Here is a 16,968-nt window from a genome sequence, read left to right as displayed (position 1 = left end):
GCAACTGTGCGAGTCCGCGTGAAATTCACGCTGCCGCGTGCTTCGCCGCACGTTGGTCGGCGCGGCGTTGCCTGACGATCGCGGGCATAGCTGCTACTCTTACCAGATTCACACGCAGGGCGCGCCATCACAGCGCAACCCCGCCAGCACAGGTTAAACCGCTTCGGAGCACGCATGGCCACGCAGACCGCCTATTCTTCCAAAGCCCCCTCGCGGGCCGAGCTCGATGCCCTGCCAGGCACCACCATCGTCGAATTCGGCACGGACTGGTGCGGCTATTGCCAGGGTGCGCAAGCATCGATTGCCCAAGCGCTCGAACCGCATGCGGACGTCCGGCACCTGAAGATCGAAGACGGCCCGGGCCGGCCGCTGGGCCGCTCGTTCAAGGTCAAGCTGTGGCCCACGCTGATCCTCATGCGCGATGGCGCCGAAGTCTCGCGCGTGGTGCGACCGGCGAACGCGACGCAGATCGCCGACGCGTTCACGTCGCTCTAAACGTCTTTCTAACGTCGAGTTACGTCGAACCGCTCGTTCAGCACGCGCCGCCACTGATGCGCCGCCGCATTACCCCACGCCACGCAGGAACGAATACGCAAGACCCGACCCACAGCTATCATGCGCCAAGCCATCCATCACCTGAGCGTCAAAGCCCGTAGCCGCGGGCTCGTCGAGTTCACCGACGAAGCTCGCCGCTTCGTCGCCGGGCAAGCCATCGAGACCGGCCTGCTGACGCTCTTTTGCCGTCATACGTCCGCTTCGTTACTAATTCAGGAAAATGCCGACCCTTCGGTGCAGCGCGATCTGGAGCGCTACTTCGCGAGCCTCGCGCCCGAAGACGCCGAGCGTTACGAACACGACGCCGAAGGCCCCGACGACATGCCGGCGCATTTGCGTACGGCGCTCACGCAAGTGCAATTGTCGGTGCCGGTCGAACATGGGCAGATGGTGCTCGGCACCTGGCAAGGCTTGTATCTGTTCGAACATCGCCGTCATACGCAGCATCGGGACATCGTGCTGCATCTGCTCGGTGAATGACGGCGCGTGTCGCGGCCGTGTATGTTTCAAGGTGCATTGTTGACAGAGATTCGTTGCAACATTTCATCCGCAAACCGGATTAAAGGGAGCACACCTCATGGACACCCGTAGCGAATTGCAAGCCACCATCAAGGCGATGGTTCAACCCGGCAAAGGCCTTCTCGCCGCCGACGAAAGCGGCCCGACCATCGCCAAACGCTTCAAGACGATCGGCCTCGAATCGAGCGAGGAAAATCGCCGCGCCTATCGCAACCTGCTGCTCACCACGCCCGGACTCGGCGAATTCGTGAGCGGCGTGATTCTCTACGAAGAAACGCTGGGCCAGAAAGCGGACGACGGCACGCCGTTCCCGCAACTCGCCGCGAAAAACGGCATCGTGCCCGGCATCAAGGTGGATCTCGGCAAGATTCCGCTCGCGCTCGCCCCGGGCGACGAAATCACCGAAGGGCTCGACGGACTCGCCCGCCGTTTCGCCGACTACAAACGGCAAGGCGCGCGTTTCGCCAAGTGGCGCGCGGTCTACAACATCACGGCGAGCCTGCCGAGCCGGCTGGCCATCGAGGCGAATGCGGATTCGCTGGCACGCTACGCGGCGATCTCGCAGGAAGCGGGCATCGTGCCGATCGTCGAGCCCGAAGTGCTGATGGACGGCGAGCACACCATCGAGCGCAGCGCCGAGGTCACGGAAGCCGTGCTGCACGAGGTATTCCATGCGTTGCACCGGCATCGCGTGGTCCTCGAACATATTCTGCTCAAGCCGAGCATGGTGATCGCCGGCTCGGAACACGCGCAACAGTCGTCGAGCGCCGATATTGCCGCTCATACCGTGCGGGTGCTCAAGCGCACCGTGCCGTCGGCGGTGCCGGGTATCGTATTCCTGTCCGGCGGCCAGTCGCCGGAAGAAGCGACCGCGAATCTCGACGCCATGAATCGTCTCGGCGCGCTGCCGTGGAATTTGAGCTTTTCCTATGGCCGCGCGTTGCAGGAACCGCCGCTGCAAGCCTGGCGGGGCGAGGCGAGCCACGTCGAGCAGGCACAGCAGGCGCTGCTCAAACGCGCGCGCCTGAACAGCGCTGCCGCGCTGGGCAAGTACGAGGCCGCGCAGGAAAAGAGCTAGCCTGAACGCCGCACGGTCCGTTGCGTGCCGAGATCGGTCGAGAACAGCGGACCGCGCCAACGCGTCAAAGCGGCGCCCCGCCGAATGCCTGGCGCTGCGCGAGCGACACGAAGGCCTGCGCGTCGCGCGCCGCCTGCACCACGGCCGCCATGCCGAAAAACTCGTGAGTCGCGCCACGGTAATTGCGATGCTCGACGGGCACGCCCGCGCCGTGCAGCTTCTGCACGAGTTTCTCACCGTCCGAGCGCAGCGGATCGATGCCCGCCGTGACAACGACAGCCGGCGGCAAGCGTGACAGATCGGCGCTCACCACGTCGATCAACGGACTGGTGAGATCGCTCTCGCTATTGATCACGTTATGCAGGAACCAGAGCATCATTGGCTTGTTCAAGGGCCGGGCGTTGCGATTCTCTTCATAAGAGATCGACACGATATTGTTGCTCGCCACCGGATAGATCAGCGACTGGTGCATCGGCATGCGCGTGCCCGTGTCGCGTGCGCGAATCGAAACGTTGATCGCGAGATTGGCGCCGGCGCTCTCACCCATTACCGCAATCTTGCCGGGGTCCCCGCCGAGGCTCGCCGCATTGCCCACGAGCCAGCGCCACGCGGCAAACGCGTCTTCGTGGGCGGCCGGCAGCCTGTGCTCGGGCGCCTGACGGTAGTGCGCGGAAACCACGATCGCCCGGCTTTGCGCGGCCATGGAACGCGGCGTAGCGTCGTAGGTATCGAGATCGGCGATCACCCAGCCGCCGCCATGAAAATACAGAATCAGCGGGAATGGCCCCTCGCCTTGCGGGGTGTACACGCGCGCGGGATTGCTGCCCGCCGCGCCGGGAATCATGATGTCCTCGGTGCGCACGGCCTCCAGTTCCAGCGCGGGGCGCGCGCTGAACGCAGGGTCGCTCAGCAGCTTTGTCACGGCGTCGGCGGGCGTGGGTTGCTGGCGCGCTTCGGCTACGGTGCAATCCTCGATTGGCTTGGGGTTCAAACTCCTGAGCGCGTCGAGCACGGCTTTCATGTCGGGATCGGCATGACCCGTGGGATCCATGCCGACCATGCCTTTAATGGTGTCACCGAGTGTCATGGCGATGCTCCTGATGGAAGATTTCACGGATCCATCGAAGCTGTGAACACCGCGCTCGACCCCCGTGCATGCCGTGAGTTTCGAGCAAGCGCTATTCCTGTCGCAGATTGGCGCATGGCGGCGCGAAACGGCTAAAGAATTGCGCCGCATAGCGCTCCGGTTTGAAGCGTACGCAGGCGAGGCGGTCGTCGTATGGTGCATGGCCGAGCCAGCCCGACCAGCCGAGTTGCTGCGGGCCGCCTAAAATGGCCGGCGGCGCGCTCTGCGGTTCGAGACGCAGCTCGAGCTCCCACTCGAACTCAAAGCCGACAAACGTCCTGACCCATTCGACGAGCTTCGGCAAATCAGCGCCTCGCGGCGTGAAGCGCAGGTACGCGGCGATATCGAGCGGACCGACGACAATGCGAAAGGTGTGCTGACAGTCGGGCACCTGTTCGCCCAGCAACGCGCCCACCGTCATGGTCGAAGCGGCGCCCGGCTTGCCCAGATAGCTGTGATCTTCTGCATCGACATCGATCCAGCTGAACACGGATTCCTCGATCGCGACCGGAACGCCGAAGTAGCGCTCTAGCGTCATGCGCAGCCCGTCGGAATTGCGCGCCTCCCGCACGAGGTGCGCCGAAGCCGCGAGCCGTGCATGCGCGGGCAACGGGCCGTGACCGATCTCGCGGATGTCCTGGCCCGTCAGGGCCGCCACATAGAACGAAAAGCACTCATTGTCAGCGCGATCGAGTCCCGCGGTAGCTTGCGCGGATGCCCAGGCCCGATAAAGCAGCGTCAGATAGCGGTGATGGAAGATATCGAGAAAATTGACGAGCGTGGCGTCGTTGCGGCTCTGTTCGCGGTCACGCGCGATTTCGGTCACGTGAATCGGCAACGGTCCGTTCGGCCCGAGCATACCGAGACCGAACAGGCGCACCTTCAACCGTCCGTCGGCTTCGCCTACGCTCGCGATCTCGCGCGGCGCGAAACACAGGCTGGGTTGCTGCCCGAGACGAAACGGCTCAGCCTGCGGGCGTGACGCCGTTCCGACCGGATCGATCCGCTTGTCGGCGCCGATGCGACGCAGCAGCGCGAGAAATCCGAAGCGCCACGGTTCGGCCTGCAAATGCCCGATCAGCGCCGGCGAGAGCAACGTGCGATGCGTGATGGCCCCGAAAGAAACGCGCTCCATCAGAGCACTCCGCGCGTGTCCATACGCACCGGCCAGCGCGCGACGCGACCGCGTTGCATCGAATGCAGTTCAGTCTGCGTGAACGAATTGATGGACGCGCGGCGCGCGAGATAGAGTTCGAGAATCAGCCCGAACAGATACGGGCTGGTCCCCGAAAATCCCGTTTCGTCGACCGTCAGTTCGCACGCCACGCCGCGACCGAATGCCAGCATGCCGTTGCCAGTCAGCTTGCGTGTGACGGCACGCGTTTTTACGCCGACGAGACTCTCCACCTGGCGGCGCTGGTCCGTCGCCTCATCCGTCACGAATAGCCGCAACAGATCGCGCAAACCCTGGGCGCCGGCGCGGTGATCGAGATCGTCGAGCGGCAAATAATTGAAGTTGAGCTGGCGAATCAATCGCCATGCCATTTCGCGCTCGGCATAAGGCGCATTGGGCGCCGTGGGCCCGCGAATTAGGCCAATGCTCTCTACCGGCCCGCTGTCATCCAGTTCCAGATCATTCACGCCGTCACGTGGGACGAGGCTCGCCAAATCCCGGTTGGTGGCGAGCGCGGCCACCGAGAGGTAGCGAATCTCTTCGCGATACGGCGCCTCGTGCTGATCCACGAGCGACACGTACACCTCCGTGCCGATGTACTGCGTGCGGCTACCATAGCGACGCGCCGAATCGGAAATCAAACGGCGTTCGCGGCGCGTTGAAAAGTAGCGCCCGTAATTATCTTCGTCGTTATTGAGTGACTGATATAGCGGGCGGAACTCGAACTCGGCGGATTCCGTCGTTGCCTGCGCTGTGAGGGATTGGATGGAGAACACTTCGTAGTCCAATGGAGCAGCGCGAGCCGGAATCACCCTGAACTCGGTTTGCGCGCTATTCAACGCGATATTGTCCATGCGCATTGGAAACAGATTGATCACCGGTGTGCAGAAGAGCGCGAAACGTGACGCATCGACCAGATTCAAGAGCCGCTCGGGCGCTCGGTCGAGTAGCACGACAATCTCGACCTCGTCGCCCTTTGTTCTGCGAAAACCCGCCTCGAGTCCTGTCAGCGTGAAAAAGTAGAAGCGGGCCGGACACGCGAAATACTCCTGCAACAGGTTGTGGCCGTGAAATTTCGACCAGGAAAGCGGCAACAGCCCCTGATCGGGACCAAGGCCTTCATGCACCACGGCGTCGCCCGAGACCACTGAAAGCAGCCCACCCGCCACGCCGAATTCGCGAGGCGCGCCCGTAATCGACGCTACGCTCGCCGTGTGCAGCAATTCGAAGAGATGCGATGCAATCTGCTCGTCGCCCGTCAGATAAACGGGCAGCCTGTCCAGGTGCCGCAGACAGGCAATGTCCATTCCGTTGAGCGTGCGCAATCGCAGTCGCAGCGCTCCGCGCACCTCGGTATTGGCCGGCAGATAACGTTCGAGCGCGGGCATGTCCGGCGGAACGCCGGTCAAGCGCGCCTCGACGATTTCGAGCGGATAGAGCATCACGTCCTGACTACTCTGGAAGCGGCAAACCGTGTTTTCTCCGTGAGGGATACGCGATCTGAATGTCGAACCGCGTGGCACCCGAAAGCCTTCGGCCTCGCTATCATCCTTGCGCCCCGGAAAGAAACGCGCAACGGCCATGGAAGGCGTGGGCGCGACGTAGTTGGGATACAGCACATCAAGCAGATGCCCGGTGAAACGCGGAAACTCCGCGTCGAGCTTGATCCGCATGCGCGCTGCCATCAAGCAGAACGACTCGATCAGACGTTCGACGTACGGGTCGGCCATATCGCCCGCTTTCATGCCGAGGCGTTGGGCGATCCGGGGATGAGCCTGCGCGAACGCGGGAGCAAGCTCGCGCATGTCAATCAGCTCCTGATTGTAGTAATCCAGCAGTCGAGGATCCATCGGCGATTTGGCGTTATTCTTGTGGCGGACTCGCTGACAAGGCACGTGCGTCGCGCGAAACGTCTGTCCGCATGCGAATCCCGATGTACGTCCAATCAGCGACTGCCGCATTTTTACCCGGCACTGGAAAGCGTTCAATCAGCGTCGCGGGGAAATAATCGTCAACTACTCAGGGGGGGCGTGTCGGCGGGGCACATCCACATAACTGAAATCGTTATGGAAGGTTAACTTTCATGAGGATTACCGAGTGAACTGTGAGCGGATTGTCCTCTACGTACCGAGGAAGAAGCGTAAAGCCTGACTCAGCGTTGATCGCCGCGTCAGGCCTTTTCGTCACTGCCCCTTCGTATCGCTGCTGGCATCCGCACCCGGCATATTGGTGGAGTCGGTTGCAGGCTTGCTCGCCTTCGACGACTTCGTGTGATGCTTTTTGGTCGACTTGGAATGCGCCATCGCACCCGATGCCTGCATGTCGCCGCCTTCACGGGTCGCGCCGGCCGTGGTGCCGGCATTCGGATCGTTGCCAGCCGGGCCACCACCGCCGCCACCCGCGCCCTGCGCCATGGCGAGCGAAGAAGCGGCGAGCAAGGTCGAGATGAGCAACACGCTGCGGGTTTTGTTTCCGATGTTCATGACATTCTCCGGTTCGAAAAAGAAGCGGGTTGCGCCGGCTGATCCAGCCCGACACGCATACCTCGTCCTCTTTTCAGCAAGGGCTGTGCCGCGAGTCATGAAATGCTTCCAACACGCAACGCCACACGTTACGGCCTGCGAGCTTACGGTTCGCAAACTACGAGCGCGTGCAATTCGTCGATATTGAATGGCTTGGCGAGAATCGCCACGCCTAGCCGCCGCGCGCGTTCGAGTTCGTCGGCGTAGCCGGTCATCAAGGCGATCTTCTGCGACGGCCACGCGCTGCGCACTTTCTCCGCGAGGTCGATGCCGTTGAGCTTGCCCGGCATCTGGATATCGGAGAGCACGAGCTCGAAGCGCGCGCCGCCCGTGAGCAGGTCGAGCGCCTGATCGGCGGTCGGTTCATGGCGTACCTCGCAGCCGAAGGTTTCCAGCACCGCCGCCACACCCGCCGCGACGTCCTCGTTGTCCTCCACCAGAAGCACCACGCCGCTCGGCGCGGGCACCGCCGCCTGCGCCGTTTCGATTTGCGTCGCCGTCGCCTTCTGACGTTCGCGATATCGCGGCAGATATAACCTGACCGTCGTGCCGCTGCCCGGCACGCTTTCGATCTTTGCCGTGCCGCCGGCCTGTTCGCACATGGAAAGCACCTGCGCGAGCCCGAGACCGGTGCCCGAGCCGCGCAGCTTGGTGGTAAAGAGCGGTTCGAACGCGCGCCGCGCGACGGCTTCGGGCATGCCTTCGCCGTCGTCGGAACAGGCAATCAGAACGTACTCGCCGTCAGGCAGCAAGGTATCGCTGCCGACCAGCCGGTTGTTCTGACAACGAATCACGAAGCGTCCACCGCGCGGCATCGCGTCGCGCGCGTTGACGGCCAGGTTCATGATCGCGTATTCCAGGTCGGTCGGATCGGCCAGCACCTGCCAGACGCTGTCGACCATGTTCAGCGCCAGTTCCACATTGTCGCCGAGCGCCGCGTCGATCAGCGGCGCGGCGGCGGGCAACCATGTGGCGAGATCGAGCGGCTCCTGTTTGAGCGGCTGCTTGCGCGCCACACTCAGAAGGCGGCGTGTGAGCGATTCGGCCGTGGCGGTGGCGCGCTCCACCGCGAGCACTTCTTTCTCCACGTGGTTGAAGCGTTTGAGCCGTGCGAGCTCCGTGTTGGCGGAGACCACCATCAGCAGATTGTTGAAATCGTGCGCGACATTCGCCACGAGATTGCCGAGCGCGCCCATGCGTTGCAGTTGCCGGCTCGACGCTTCGGCTGAAAGACGCATCGCCACTTCGCCCTGCCAGCGTTCCCACGCGCGGCGCTCGCCTTCCAGTTGACGCAGCGAGTAAAGCACCAGCAACCAGATGGCGACACAGGGCACGGCCGTCAGCGCCGCGATCAGAATGAAATGCCGCCGCCATGCCGCACCGATCGACGAGGTCGCGTAAGCGCTCATCACATAGAGCGGATAGTCGCCCACGCGGCGGAATGCCAACAGGCGCTCGACGCCGTCCACCGTCGAATTCAGACGGACGTGGCCGAACAGCTGTCTGTCACGCAACGCCTGCGTGAATTTGCTTTGCGGAGTGGGCTTCGCGCCCGCCGGCCAGGGCGGATAGCGCACCAGTAGATTGCCGTCCTGCCGATACAGGCCCATCGCCAGCGACGAATCGCCATTCGTCAGTTCACGATAGAAGCGCGAAAAGTACTCGTTGCGCAGCGCGACCGACACTACGCCGAGGAAGCGGCCATCGGCGTCCGAGCGCCCCGTCGCGGTGGTGAACACGTTGGTTTGCGACAGTGGCCCGAACATCGGCAGCGAAAAATACTGCTGCGGACGCATCGCCTTGGCGGACAGGAAGTCTTCACGCTGTCCGATCGAGATGGCGGGGGCCGGAAATACGCGGCTCGAGACGAGCAGATCGCCTTTCGCGCCGAGCAGGTAAATGGACGACACCTGCGGAAAGTCACCGCCGATTTCACGCAGACGATCATGCAGCATGGCTTCGCGTGCGCGAATCTGCGTTTCGTCCTCGTTGCCGAGCAACTCGACAATGCGTGAGGACATCTGCTGATTGAGATCGAGCACCTTCACCGCCTGTTCCTCGGCAACGCGCGCGAGCCGCTCGATCATGTCGTCGGAATCAGCGATCCGGCGCTGGTAGTCGAAGTAGCCGTAGCCCGCGAGGCAGATCAGAGGAAACACAATCGAGACCGCGAGCACGATCAGAAGCATGCGCCGCGTCGCCGCGAAATTGCGCGAGGGCATCGGGACATCGACTGCGACACGTTCCGCACGCTGCACGGTCAAGCTCTCCGTGAAAGGACAAGATAGTTGAAGGAAAGTACGCCACGCGATGTGCCGCGCGCGGTCGTGCACTCGTTCGTACGCTCGGTCGTGCGCTATTTCCCTTCCCCGGAATTTACCGCACTTCAGGCGTTCTCCATAGCGCGGCAGCCGTGGAACAGGCGCTTGAACAGATGCAAACAGTTGGGCACGTGGATTGCTGCACCACGGGAATTCAGCAGGATGAAAGGCGCGCTGCGATAAGCGCATCGTTGCGCATTGCGCGCCACCTGCGCCGTCACGTTTTATCGTCCGTGAGGAGCCCGCCATGCCCACGATTGCCCGACGCGTCGCCCAGCTATCGCAATTGCGATCGGACCGCGCCGAACGCTTCGTCGTGGATGGCGAAGCGATCCTGCTGGTGCGCGACGGCGATACCGTGCACGCCTATTCCGCCGATTGCCCGCACGCCGGCGCACCGCTGGAAGAAGGCGCGCTGTGCCACGGCCGGATTATCTGCCCGTGGCACAAGGCAACGTTCGACGTCGCCACGGGCAACGTGCTTGAACCGCCCGCTCTGGTCGCGCTCGACCGCTATCCCGTGGTCGTCGCCGGCGACGATGTAATGGTGACGCCGGAAAAATTACCGCAACCCGTGCGCAACGCAAGTGACCTAAAACCGCACTACGTTGTAATCGGCGCGGGCGCGGCAGGTGCCGCGGCTTGCGCAGCCCTGCGCGAATGCGGCTTTAGAGGCCATCTGACGCTGATCGGAGCAGAGCCGCATGCGCCCTACGACCGCACGGCGTTGAGCAAATTCGTGCCGTCCGGTGAAATGCCGGCCGCCGACGTGCCGCCGCTTCTACCGCAAGACTGGTTCGAGCGGCATGACGTGGAGCGGATCGTTGGCAACGTCGCACGGCTCGATGTGCCCGGCCGCACGATTCATTTCGAAACCGGCGGCGAGCTGACTTACGACACCGCCTTGCTCGCCACCGGCAGCGTACCGAAGTTACCCGCGATTCCGGGCGTCGAACTCGGCGGCGTGCACGTGCTGCGCAGTCTCGACGACGCCGCCGCACTCGTCGATGCAATCGGCGACGATGCCGGGCAAACTCAGGTGGCGATTCTCGGCAGCAGTTTCATCGGACTCGAAACGGCTTCCGCGCTGCGCAAACGCGGTGCGCCGGTCACCGTTATCTCGCCGGAGAAAGTGCCGTTCGCGAAGCAGTTCGGCGAGCGCGCCGGCGTCATGTTCCGCGAGCTTCACGAGAGACATGGCGTGGTGTTCCATCTTGAGGCGAAGGTCGCCTCGCTCGAAGGCGAGGAAGACGACGTCCGCGAGGTCATGCTCGAGAATGGCGACGCTATCGCGGCCGATCTCGTCTTGTTGGGCACGGGCGTTGCGCCGGCCACCGGTTTTGTCGAAGGACTGCCGCTGCAGAAAGACGGCGGCGTGATCGTCAACGCCGGCATGCAAGCCGCGCCCGGCCTCTATGCGGCGGGGGATATCGCGGCGTTTCCGTTGCATGAGGACGAGGAACCGTTGCGCATCGAACACTGGCGCGTGGCACAGCAACATGCGCGCATTGCCGCGCAAAACGTGTGCGGAGCACGCCATCGCTACGCCGGCGTGCCGTATTTCTGGACCTATCACTTCGGCAAACGCTTCGAATATCTCGGCCATGCGAACGAGTGGGACGAGATCGTGATTGACGGCGACCTGGATCAGCAGCAATTCGTCGCGCTGTACGTGAAGGACGACAAGGTGATCGCGGCGCTGGCCTGCGAACGCGAAGCGCAGACCGCTCGCCTGATCGATGCCATGGTGCGAGGCGTGTCGCGCGCGGCTGCGCTGGCGATGATCAGCGACGCATCGTGCGTCGCGCAATGAACATTCAAACACTAACGACCCGCGCAGAACGATAGCGCGACGTAAGGCAACACCCGGATCGGCCCGCGTGGCTGGCCACGCCGACTCGATGATGACTTAATGACCTGAAGGAGAAACGCCATGACAGAACAGAAGGAAAAGCACCCGCACTCGGACAAGAGCGAAAAGCAGATCGACCGCGAGGTCGAAGACAGCTTCCCCGCGAGCGACCCGCCCTCCACGGGCGGCACCACGAAGATCGTCCCGGACAAGGAGGCTACTTCGAAAGAAAAGTCGGCAGCGAAGAAACCCGCTAGCCATTAAACGTTGTTGGCCGGATACGAATTGCCCGGACGCACTGCGGACGGGCGATTTTTTCTCGCCCTACGCAACTGCAATCCTTCTGGACGATGGGGGACAGTTATCGCAAGGGAATGACGCGTTGGCCAATCGGCCCCGTACTCCCCGTACTAACCGTTGACCACCACAGGCAATGTTTCTTCGACATGGGACCGGTCCATCTCGACGCGCTTGCAAGCCGCCAGAACTTCCTGCAGTGAAGTGGCGTAACACTCCGCTCCCATCGCGGTTTGCAGATCCGCGCTCCATTTCTCCGTATCCTGCGGCGCCCACAGTCCGACCACAATCGACACGTTCGGCAGACGCGCACGAATGCGCCTGACCAGATAGCGCAAATGTGACGGAATACCGTCGATCTGCAGATAGAGAATGCAGACAATGCCGACATCGTCCGCATCGAGACTATCGATCGATGCTCGCGACGCGGCCTCGTGCGGCAGCGCCCGTGACGTGAACCCGTGCTTGGCCAGCAACTGCAACAGGATCGTCGTCGCCAACGGGTCGAGCGGGCCGCGTCCGGGAATGCACAGCACACGATTGCTGGCGGCTAGCGGCGGCTGGTTCGGCGTGCCGGCGACTACATGCGCGGAAGAAGCGATACGCTTGCTTGCAGCTTCAGCTTGTGCAGCGTCCGAATCCGAAGGCGCGATCGGCCCCGCCGCGCTCCAGTTTTCTTCCGCGACCGGCGTTGTCGCCGGCTCGCGATCCTCATAGCCGTCGAGGCCATCCACGAGATCGTTCGTGGTCGCCTCGATTCGCGCGAGCTGCGCGGCCGTCACGCTGCCGCGCACCACGTCGTTCGCCGCGAGTTGCAAGCCTTTGATCGCGACCTCGTCGTAGTACGCCGACAATGAACGTTCGCGCAACAAGGCCTCGGCCTGCTCGATCGCTTCGTCGGGATCACCCGCGAGCGCTCGCTGGTAGAAGTTTTCGATGGGCGTCAGCGCCGGCTGGTCGCCGAGCAGCACGTCGAGAAACTCCAGCCTGCGCACATGCCGGCCGAGCACGAGCAGACAAAGCGTCAACGGTGTCGATAGAATCAGCCCTATCGGCCCCCAGATCCAGCTCCAGAAAATCGCGGCGACCACGACTGAAAAAGGCGAGAGCCCCGTGCTGCGGCCGTACAGCAGCGGCTCGACGATCTGTCCCACCAGCAATTCCACGGTGACGAACAGGGCCAGCGACCAGATCGCCATCGCCCAACCCGGACTGACGGCGGCGGCGAGCGCGGTGGCGAGCGTCGCTGAAATCCAGATGCCGACATAGGGCACGAGCCGCAGCAAGGCCGCTAGAATGCCCCACAGAATCGGACTCGGTACGCCGATCAGAAACAGCCCCGTGCCGATGACGACGCCAACTCCCGCATTCAGCCCGAGTTGCGAAACGAAATAACGGCTTAGCCGCCGCGCGGCTTCGTCCATTACCGTGGTGGTGCGGTGCAGATCGCGCGAGCCGAACAGGCGAATCGCACGGTCGCGCAGGTCATCGCGTTGCAGGAGGATCACCACCATCACGACGAACACGATAAACGCCGTTTCGAGCGGGCTGATGGCCGGCGACAGCACGCGCCGCGCGAGTTCGAACGGTGTCGGCACCGGTTCGCGCACCTCGACCGGGACCGCGGCGGGAACATTGGCAGTCGATTGGGCAGCGCCGGACGAAGCGGCATTGCGCTGCGGCGCCGGTTGCGGCGGTTCGATCGTCGCCCGCTGCAGGGCCTGACCGGCCGCGCTGGCGAAACGGTTCAGTTTGCCGATGGTCAGATTGTGCGCGGTTTCCATCTTGTGCTCGACGGTCGCCTGATAGCGCGGCATGCCGGCTGCAAGATCGGTGAGTTGGGTGGCAATCACCGCGCCGAGCAAACCGATCAGCGACACCGAAATCACCACTGCGGCGAATACGGAGGCCACATGGCCGAGCCGCAATCGCGTCAGCGCGTCTGCCAACGGGGCGACGAGGAAGCTGAGCAGGATCGCGAGCGTGATTGGAATCAGCACCGCGCTCGCAAAGTACAGGCACGCGACCACCGTCACGCCCACGGCAAGCGCAATCAGGCTGTCAAGGCCGAAGGCAGCGGGTGGCGCCTGAATGCGGGCGGCAGGCCTCACGCCACGCGGGTCGGGAATGTCCTTCATTGGCGAATGCTCTGTTCGGCTCCGTTACGTTCCCGTTCTCGTCAGGCGTGGCAGCTCATCCAGGTTGCGCACGCCGACGGCATCGCGGCAGCGGGCCGCGCGGGCGTCGACGATGCAACTCGTAGCTGCACTTCACTTTGCGGCCAACCGTCTGGCCACCTTTTCTTCAATGCCGCGCTCGCTCGATATCTGCCTGACAGCGCATCTAATTCGCAGGCTTCTCACCCACGGGACCACTTTCCGTCGGCGGCGCCTCTTTTTCTATTTCAGCGCGTGCCTGCTCCCAATACTCGTCAGGCGTGCCCTTCTGATCACCTGACTGTTCCCACAGGTAGTAAGCGCGCGTGCGAATCTGTTCCTCTTGAGAGGTTTGTTCCTGTTCCATTTGATCACCCTCAGTTAGAGCTGACGAAGGCCGGTATCGGCTGACTTGCGCGCCCGCCGCTGAAGGCAGCGGGCGCGCAGTCATCGGGAAACGAGCAAGCGCTATACCCGCCGGCGCCAGCCCGTTGGAGGCCTTCGTAACGGTTCGTCAATCCTGTGCAGGGGGTTCGGTTTCGTCGGTGGTGAGTTGCTCTTCCAGGCGATCGAATACACGCTGTGTGGCGCGGCTCGGCGCTTCGAGCGCAAGCAGCAGCAGCGAGCGGCCGGTCACCTGATACGCGTCGCCGGCGGCGAAATGAGGCAATTCCGCGCGCACCGGCATGTTGGTGTCGAGCAGGCAAGTCCACCGATCGCCCTCGGGAATGTCCGGCAGCGTGAAATTGACGACATCGTGATGCGCGTTCAGCACCAGTAGCAAAGTCGCGTCCGACGCCGGCCGGCGAATCCCGCTCGCCTGCGCGCGGCCGTCGATTACAAGGCCAAAACAGCGCATGGACGGATCGTCCCACTGCTCCTGCGAAAGATCGGTGCCGTCGGGCGAAAGCCAGCGCGCGTCCGTGACCTCCAGCGCCTCGTTGTATTCACCGGTGAGAAAGCGACCGCGCCGCAAAACCGGCAGACGGTGCCGCAGCGTGGTCAGATTCTTGACGAACTCCGTCAGCGCGCGGCCGTCGTCGTCGATCGCTTCCCAATCAACCCAGCTGATCTCGTTGTCCTGACAGTAGGCGTTATTGTTGCCCTGCTGCGTGCGGCCGAATTCATCGCCAGCAAGAATCATCGGCGTGCCTTGCGAGAGCAGCAGCGTAGCCAGCAGATTGCGTTTCTGGCGCTCGCGTTGCTGACGAATCTCCGGGTCGTCGGTCGGACCTTCCACGCCCATGTTCCAGGACTTGTTATCCGAGTGGCCGTCCTTGTTGTCCTCGCCGTTGGCCTCATTGTGTTTGTCGTTGTATGAGACGAGATCGTTGAGCGTGAAGCCGTCGTGCGCGGCAATGAAGTTTACGCTCGCCCACGGGCGGCGGCCGCGATGGTTGAACTTGTCGCCGGAACCGGTGAGACGCGTGGCGAGATCGGGGACCTTCCCCTCGTCGCCTTTCCAGTATTCACGCACGGTGTCACGAAAGCGGTCGTTCCACTCGGCCCAGCCGGGCGGAAAGCCGCCGACCTGATAGCCGCCAGGGCCGCAATCCCACGGCTCGGCCACGAGCCGCACGCTCGACAGCACCGGGTCCTGCCGGCAACTGTCGAGGAAACCGCCGCCTTCGTCGAAACCATGCAGTTCACGGCCGAGAATCGTGGCGAGGTCGAAACGGAAACCGTCCACCTTCATTTCCGTCACCCAGTAGCGCAGGCTGTCGGTCACCATTTGCAGCACGCGCGGATGCGACAGGTTCAGCGTGTTGCCGGTGCCGGTGTCGTTGATGTAATAGCGCGGCTCATCAGGCATCAACCGATAGTACGACGCGTTGTCGATTCCCTTGAAAGAGATCGTCGGCCCACGCTCGTTGCCTTCGGCCGTGTGGTTGTACACCACGTCGAGAATGACTTCGAGATTGTTGTTGTGAAAGCGGTCCACCATTTCCTTGAACTCGCCCACCGAATCGATCGACGACGCGAAGAAACGCGGATCGGCCGCGAAGAAGCCGATGGTGTTGTAGCCCCAGTAGTTGGTCAGGCCCTTGTCGAGCAGATAACTGTCGTTGACAAAAGTCTGCACCGGCATCAATTCGACCGATGTCACGCCGAGACTCCGGATGTAGTCCAGCACGACCTGTTGCCCGAGTCCGGCGAATGTGCCGCGCAGATTTTCGGGTACTTCGGGATGCCGTTTGGTAAATCCGCGCACATGGGCTTCGTAAAAAATCACGCGTTCCCACGGCAACGCATTGCGCTCGGGATGACTCCACGAGAAATTGGCGTCGACCACCTTGCACTTCGGCACGAAGGGCGCGCTGTCGCGCTCATCGAAAGAGAGATCGCCTTCTTCGGAATCCAGCGTATAGCCGAAGATTTCCGGCGCCCACTTCAACTCGCCAATGTGTGCTTTCGCATACGGATCAAGCAGAAGTTTGTTCGGATTGAAACGATGTCCCTTCTCGGGTTCATAAGGACCATGCACGCGATAGCCGTAGACGGCGCCCGGTTTGAGATTCGGCACGAAGACATGCCAGACCTCGTCGGTGTATTCCGGCAATTCGATGCGTTCGATTTCGTTTTCGCCGGTTTCATCGAACAGGCAAAGTTCAACCTTGGTGGCGTGCGCCGAGAACAGCGCAAAGTTGACGCCGCTTCCGTTCCATGTCGCGCCGAGCGGAAAAGGCGTGCCTTCCGCGATACGCGTCGAGTAGTTGGCTTGGGATGACATAGGGGTTCCTGTGGAAGCAAGAGGCGCTGACGCGCATGTTTTAAGCAGTGAACAGCAAGCCCGCTGAGATAGCAAATTACGGACCTGACACGATCGCAACGGCAACGAGCCTGTGCGGCACAAATTTTGCAGCTATCAGGGCAGGCTCGCACAATCGAAGCCGACATGGCGCTCACCGCAGTGCACCACAAAGCGCCAGACCATATCAGGGAGAAGTTCGTCATGAAGAAAACACTACTCAAACCGCTCGCCGCCACAGCATTGCTGCTCGCCACATTCGCGTCATATGGCAACGCTTACGCTCAAGGCGCGCCGCAAGCGATCACGGAAAAGCGCACGGATGTGGTCCAGCTCGCCAGCGGCTATCGTGCCTCCAAGCTAAGCGGCGCCGATGTCTATAACAAGAACAAAGACACGATCGGCACCCTGGACGACCTGATCGTGTCGCCGAGCGGAGATCGCGGCACATACGCAATCCTGTCGGTAGGCGGCTTTCTGGGCATGGGCAAACATCTCGTCGCCGTTCCGTTCAACGATTTGCAGATCAACAACCGTCGTGTAGTGCTGCCGGAAGCCACGAAAAAGTCGCTTGAAACGCTGCCTGAATTCAAGTACGCGCCGGATTGAGTCTTCAGGC

Annotated in this window: 15 protein-coding genes; 6 read left to right on the top strand and 9 right to left on the bottom strand. The window is 62.5% G+C overall.

Annotation, left to right across the window (positions count from 1 at the left end):
• The first annotated feature begins 174 nt into the window (after positions 1 to 174).
• The 3 genes from BLW71_RS36295 (at position 175) to BLW71_RS36285 (ending at position 2,152) form a co-directional block, all read left to right on the top strand.
• A complete protein-coding gene (locus tag BLW71_RS36295) occupies positions 175 to 495 on the top strand; it encodes a thioredoxin family protein (protein WP_091808306.1) in 321 nt (106 codons plus the stop codon).
• Between the two features lie 120 nt (positions 496 to 615).
• A complete protein-coding gene (locus tag BLW71_RS36290; RefSeq protein WP_091808304.1) occupies positions 616 to 1,035 on the top strand; it encodes a secondary thiamine-phosphate synthase enzyme YjbQ in 420 nt (139 codons plus the stop codon).
• A gap of 97 nt (positions 1,036 to 1,132) precedes the next feature.
• Positions 1,133 to 2,152, top strand: a complete 1,020-nt coding sequence (locus tag BLW71_RS36285; RefSeq protein WP_091808302.1) for a class I fructose-bisphosphate aldolase — start codon at positions 1,133 to 1,135, stop codon at positions 2,150 to 2,152.
• Between the two features lie 64 nt (positions 2,153 to 2,216).
• Here the strand turns inward: BLW71_RS36285 and BLW71_RS36280 are convergent, their stop codons facing one another.
• The 6 genes from BLW71_RS36280 to BLW71_RS41845 all read right to left on the bottom strand — a co-directional run bounded on the left by BLW71_RS36280 (position 2,217) and on the right by BLW71_RS41845 (position 9,516).
• Entirely contained in the window at positions 2,217 to 3,239 is a 1,023-nt protein-coding gene (locus tag BLW71_RS36280; protein WP_091808300.1) for an alpha/beta hydrolase, read from the bottom strand.
• 91 nt (positions 3,240 to 3,330) lie between these two features.
• A complete protein-coding gene (gene tssG, locus BLW71_RS36275; protein WP_091808299.1) occupies positions 3,331 to 4,413 on the bottom strand; it encodes a type VI secretion system baseplate subunit TssG in 1,083 nt (360 codons plus the stop codon).
• Positions 4,413 to 6,302, bottom strand: a complete 1,890-nt coding sequence (gene tssF, locus BLW71_RS36270) for a type VI secretion system baseplate subunit TssF (protein ID WP_091809303.1) — start codon at positions 6,300 to 6,302, stop codon at positions 4,413 to 4,415. Before tssF ends, tssG begins: the two co-directional genes overlap by 1 nt.
• A 333-nt stretch (positions 6,303 to 6,635) precedes the next feature.
• Positions 6,636 to 6,935, bottom strand: coding sequence for a hypothetical protein (locus tag BLW71_RS36265; RefSeq protein ID WP_091808297.1), 300 nt, complete (start codon positions 6,933 to 6,935; stop codon positions 6,636 to 6,638).
• A 143-nt stretch (positions 6,936 to 7,078) separates the two neighbouring features.
• A complete protein-coding gene (locus BLW71_RS36260; protein WP_091809301.1) occupies positions 7,079 to 9,232 on the bottom strand; it encodes a hybrid sensor histidine kinase/response regulator family protein in 2,154 nt (717 codons plus the stop codon).
• A 128-nt stretch (positions 9,233 to 9,360) separates the two neighbouring features.
• Positions 9,361 to 9,516: a hypothetical protein gene (locus BLW71_RS41845; RefSeq protein WP_177205171.1), complete on the bottom strand. Its 156-nt coding sequence runs from the start codon at positions 9,514 to 9,516 to the stop codon at positions 9,361 to 9,363.
• 26 nt (positions 9,517 to 9,542) lie between these two features.
• Here BLW71_RS41845 and BLW71_RS36255 point away from each other — a divergent pair, with 26 nt between their 5' ends.
• Both BLW71_RS36255 and BLW71_RS36250 read left to right on the top strand, forming a co-directional pair.
• Entirely contained in the window at positions 9,543 to 11,108 is a 1,566-nt protein-coding gene (locus tag BLW71_RS36255) for an FAD-dependent oxidoreductase (protein ID WP_091808295.1), read from the top strand.
• Positions 11,109 to 11,228: 120 nt separating this feature from the next.
• Positions 11,229 to 11,411, top strand: a complete 183-nt coding sequence (locus BLW71_RS36250; protein WP_091808293.1) for a hypothetical protein — start codon at positions 11,229 to 11,231, stop codon at positions 11,409 to 11,411.
• A gap of 146 nt (positions 11,412 to 11,557) precedes the next feature.
• Here BLW71_RS36250 and BLW71_RS36245 read toward each other — a convergent pair whose 3' ends face one another.
• From BLW71_RS36245 to glgX, 3 genes are all read right to left on the bottom strand, one after another.
• On the bottom strand, positions 11,558 to 13,582 hold the full coding sequence (locus BLW71_RS36245; RefSeq protein ID WP_091808291.1) for an AI-2E family transporter: 2,025 nt from the start codon (positions 13,580 to 13,582) through the stop codon (positions 11,558 to 11,560).
• A 205-nt stretch (positions 13,583 to 13,787) separates the two neighbouring features.
• The gene (locus BLW71_RS36240) at positions 13,788 to 13,967 is read right to left on the bottom strand and encodes a DUF2934 domain-containing protein (protein WP_091808289.1); all 180 of its coding nucleotides are present in this window, start codon (positions 13,965 to 13,967) and stop codon (positions 13,788 to 13,790) included.
• Between the two features lie 147 nt (positions 13,968 to 14,114).
• Positions 14,115 to 16,331 carry a glycogen debranching protein GlgX gene (gene glgX / locus BLW71_RS36235; RefSeq protein WP_091808287.1) on the bottom strand — a complete coding sequence of 739 codons (2,217 nt, stop codon included), beginning with the start codon at positions 16,329 to 16,331 and terminating at the stop codon, positions 14,115 to 14,117.
• Between the two features lie 222 nt (positions 16,332 to 16,553).
• Here glgX and BLW71_RS36230 point away from each other — a divergent pair, with 222 nt between their 5' ends.
• The gene (locus tag BLW71_RS36230) at positions 16,554 to 16,958 is read left to right on the top strand and encodes a PRC-barrel domain-containing protein (RefSeq protein WP_091809299.1); all 405 of its coding nucleotides are present in this window, start codon (positions 16,554 to 16,556) and stop codon (positions 16,956 to 16,958) included.
• The last annotated feature ends 10 nt before the right edge of the window (positions 16,959 to 16,968 follow it).

The sequence above is a fragment of the Burkholderia sp. WP9 genome, assembly GCF_900104795.1.
In the GTDB taxonomy this organism is placed as follows: Bacteria; Pseudomonadota; Gammaproteobacteria; order Burkholderiales; family Burkholderiaceae; genus Paraburkholderia.
The sequence above is the reverse complement of the archived record's forward strand: the minus strand, read 5'-3'. Positions and strand labels throughout refer to the sequence as shown.

Excerpts from the sequence above, each read along its gene's own strand:
- tssF (WP_091809303.1), bottom strand. The coding sequence starts at position 6,302 with ATGGATCCTCGACTGCTGGATTACTACAATCAGGAGCTGATTGACATG.
- BLW71_RS36255 (WP_091808295.1), top strand. The coding sequence starts at position 9,543 with ATGCCCACGATTGCCCGACGCGTCGCCCAGCTATCGCAATTGCGATCG.
- BLW71_RS36245 (WP_091808291.1), bottom strand. The coding sequence starts at position 13,582 with ATGAAGGACATTCCCGACCCGCGTGGCGTGAGGCCTGCCGCCCGCATT.
- BLW71_RS36230 (WP_091809299.1), top strand. The coding sequence starts at position 16,554 with ATGAAGAAAACACTACTCAAACCGCTCGCCGCCACAGCATTGCTGCTC.
- glgX (WP_091808287.1), bottom strand. The coding sequence starts at position 16,331 with ATGTCATCCCAAGCCAACTACTCGACGCGTATCGCGGAAGGCACGCCT.
- BLW71_RS36290 (WP_091808304.1), top strand. The coding sequence starts at position 616 with ATGCGCCAAGCCATCCATCACCTGAGCGTCAAAGCCCGTAGCCGCGGG.
- BLW71_RS36285 (WP_091808302.1), top strand. The coding sequence starts at position 1,133 with ATGGACACCCGTAGCGAATTGCAAGCCACCATCAAGGCGATGGTTCAA.
- BLW71_RS36250 (WP_091808293.1), top strand. The coding sequence starts at position 11,229 with ATGACAGAACAGAAGGAAAAGCACCCGCACTCGGACAAGAGCGAAAAG.
- BLW71_RS36265 (WP_091808297.1), bottom strand. The coding sequence starts at position 6,935 with ATGAACATCGGAAACAAAACCCGCAGCGTGTTGCTCATCTCGACCTTG.
- BLW71_RS36295 (WP_091808306.1), top strand. The coding sequence starts at position 175 with ATGGCCACGCAGACCGCCTATTCTTCCAAAGCCCCCTCGCGGGCCGAG.
- BLW71_RS36240 (WP_091808289.1), bottom strand. The coding sequence starts at position 13,967 with ATGGAACAGGAACAAACCTCTCAAGAGGAACAGATTCGCACGCGCGCT.
- BLW71_RS36280 (WP_091808300.1), bottom strand. The coding sequence starts at position 3,239 with ATGACACTCGGTGACACCATTAAAGGCATGGTCGGCATGGATCCCACG.
- tssG (WP_091808299.1), bottom strand. The coding sequence starts at position 4,413 with ATGGAGCGCGTTTCTTTCGGGGCCATCACGCATCGCACGTTGCTCTCG.